This window comes from Aeromicrobium sp. (genome assembly GCF_036676885.1).
Classification (GTDB): Bacteria; Actinomycetota; Actinomycetes; order Propionibacteriales; family Nocardioidaceae; genus Aeromicrobium.
Window position 1 is genome coordinate 1 of record NZ_JAKFCB010000216.1, and the last position, 1,864, is coordinate 1,864.

The window sequence follows — 1,864 nt, forward strand, 5'->3', positions numbered from 1 at the left end:
GCGACGGTCGACGAGGCCAACGCCCAGCTCGGGGTCGTGCTCGCCACCGCCGACCTGCCCGAGGACGTCACCAAGGTCCTGCTGCACATCCAGAACGACCTCTTCGACGTCGGCGCCGACCTCTGCACGCCGGTCGTGGCCGACCCCGAATACCCACCCTTGCGGATCGAGCAGGACTACATCGACCGGCTCGAGGGCTGGTGCGACCACTACAACGAGTCGCTGCCCGCGCTGCGCTCGTTCATCCTCAACGGCGGCACCGTCGGTGCGGCCCACCTGCACGTGGCCCGCACGGTCATCCGACGCGCGGAGCGTGAGGCCTGGGCGGCCTGGTCAGAGCACGGAGCCGAGATGAACAAGCTCGCGCTGACCTACCTCAACCGGCTCTCGGACCTGGTCTTCATCCTCGCCCGCTACGCGAACCGCGAGCAGGGTGACGTGTTGTGGGTCCCTGGCGGGGAACGCTGACCCACCGCCGCCATCCGCGGCACCTGGCCGCGTTGTCGTCGCTCGACGTCCGCTCCGCTAGCGCTCCGCTGAAGGACGCCTTCGTTCCTCCGCCTTGCCAGGCACCACGCCTGGCGACGCTGGCCTCACCGTTCACACGCAGCGCGGACTAGCGGCGGGGCTGGTCCCAGTCCGTCCCGGGCGGAGCGGCCTCGAGCCAGGACGAGAACCCGGTCAGCGCCGAGGAGCTCATCGCCAGCTCGGCAGGGCCCGCGGGGGTCTCGCAGACGACGATGACGTGGCCGCCGTACAGGGCGAACGCCTCCGACCCCTCGGGCTCGCGCTGACCGATGATCTGGAGGTCGGTGCGTGCCCAGCGGCGCCGCGGTCGCGGGTACGGCGAGAAGATGCGGAACCACTCGAGGTGGTCCCCGTGGTAGCGACCCAACCCGAGAACCCAGCCGCGCCCGGCCTGAGCCGGATCGCCTCGGACACCGATCCTGACACTGAGCTCGAAGGTGCCGCCGTTACGGGAGAGGACCCGCCGGCGGACGACCAGACAGAGCCCGTAGAGCAGGACGAGGAGCAGCACGACACCGGCTGCGTCCAACAGCCACTGCCATGGCGCCATCTATCCCTCGTCTCCGAGCCCGTCGTGGTTCTTACCGTGCGTGATTCAGTGTGCCTCTTCGACGGCCCGGATCCGAGCCTCGGCCCACGCGGCCTGGAGAGCGGCGGCCTGCTCGCCGTCGTCCTCGCGAGCCTTGTGGGCACGCTCGAGGTCGGCCTTGGCCTTCTCGAGGTCGATGTCGTGCGACATCAGGGCGTGCTCGGCCAGGATCGAGACCCGGTTGTCGGCGACCGACAGGAATCCGGCGTCGACAGCAGCGATCCAGGTCTCGTTCGACGAGGTGGTCACGTCGACCACCCCGTCGACCATCAGGGACAGCATCGGAGCGTGGTTCGGCAGGATGCCGACGTCGCCCTCCGACGTACGAGCGATGATCATCGACGCCTCGCCGGACCACACCAGGCGGTCGGCGGCGACGAGTTCGACGTGCAGGACATCAGCCATGATCAGAGGCTCTTCTGGATCTCGGCCCACTTGCGCTCGACGTCGTCCAGACCGCCGCACATGAAGAACGCCTGCTCGGCGACGTGGTCGTACTCGCCGTCCGCGATCTTGTTGAACGCCTCGATGGTGTCGGCGATCGTGACCGTCGAACCCTCGATGCCGGTGAACTGCTTGGCGACGTAGGTGTTCTGCGACAGGAACCGCTGGATCCGGCGGGCGCGGGACACGATGATCTTGTCCTCTTCGGAGAGCTCGTCGACACCGAGGATCGCGATGATGTCCTGGAGCTCCTTGTTGCGCTGCAGGATCTGCTTGATCCGGATCGCGCAGTCGTAGTGCGCC

Annotated in this window: 4 protein-coding genes; 1 reads left to right on the forward strand and 3 read right to left on the reverse strand. The window is 68.2% G+C overall.

Going from position 1 to position 1,864, the window contains the following annotated elements; all coding sequences use genetic code 11:
• The coding region (locus V6M46_RS09850) for a cob(I)yrinic acid a,c-diamide adenosyltransferase (RefSeq protein WP_332664329.1) at window positions 1-468 on the forward strand (468 nt) is incomplete at its 5' end.
• A gap of 148 nt (window positions 469-616) precedes the next feature.
• Here V6M46_RS09850 and V6M46_RS09855 read toward each other — a convergent pair.
• The 3 genes from V6M46_RS09855 to V6M46_RS09865 all read right to left on the reverse strand — a co-directional run.
• Window positions 617-1,078 (reverse strand): DUF2550 domain-containing protein, encoded by a 462-nt coding sequence (locus V6M46_RS09855; RefSeq protein ID WP_332664331.1) that lies wholly within the window; start codon window positions 1,076-1,078, stop codon window positions 617-619.
• Between the two features lie 45 nt (window positions 1,079-1,123).
• Window positions 1,124-1,522, reverse strand: coding sequence for a F0F1 ATP synthase subunit epsilon (locus tag V6M46_RS09860; RefSeq protein WP_332664333.1), 399 nt, complete (start codon window positions 1,520-1,522; stop codon window positions 1,124-1,126).
• 2 nt (window positions 1,523-1,524) lie between these two features.
• Window positions 1,525-1,864, reverse strand: a 340-nt coding sequence (locus tag V6M46_RS09865; protein ID WP_442880496.1) for an ATP synthase beta subunit C-terminal domain-containing protein, incomplete at its 5' end; no start/stop codon positions are given.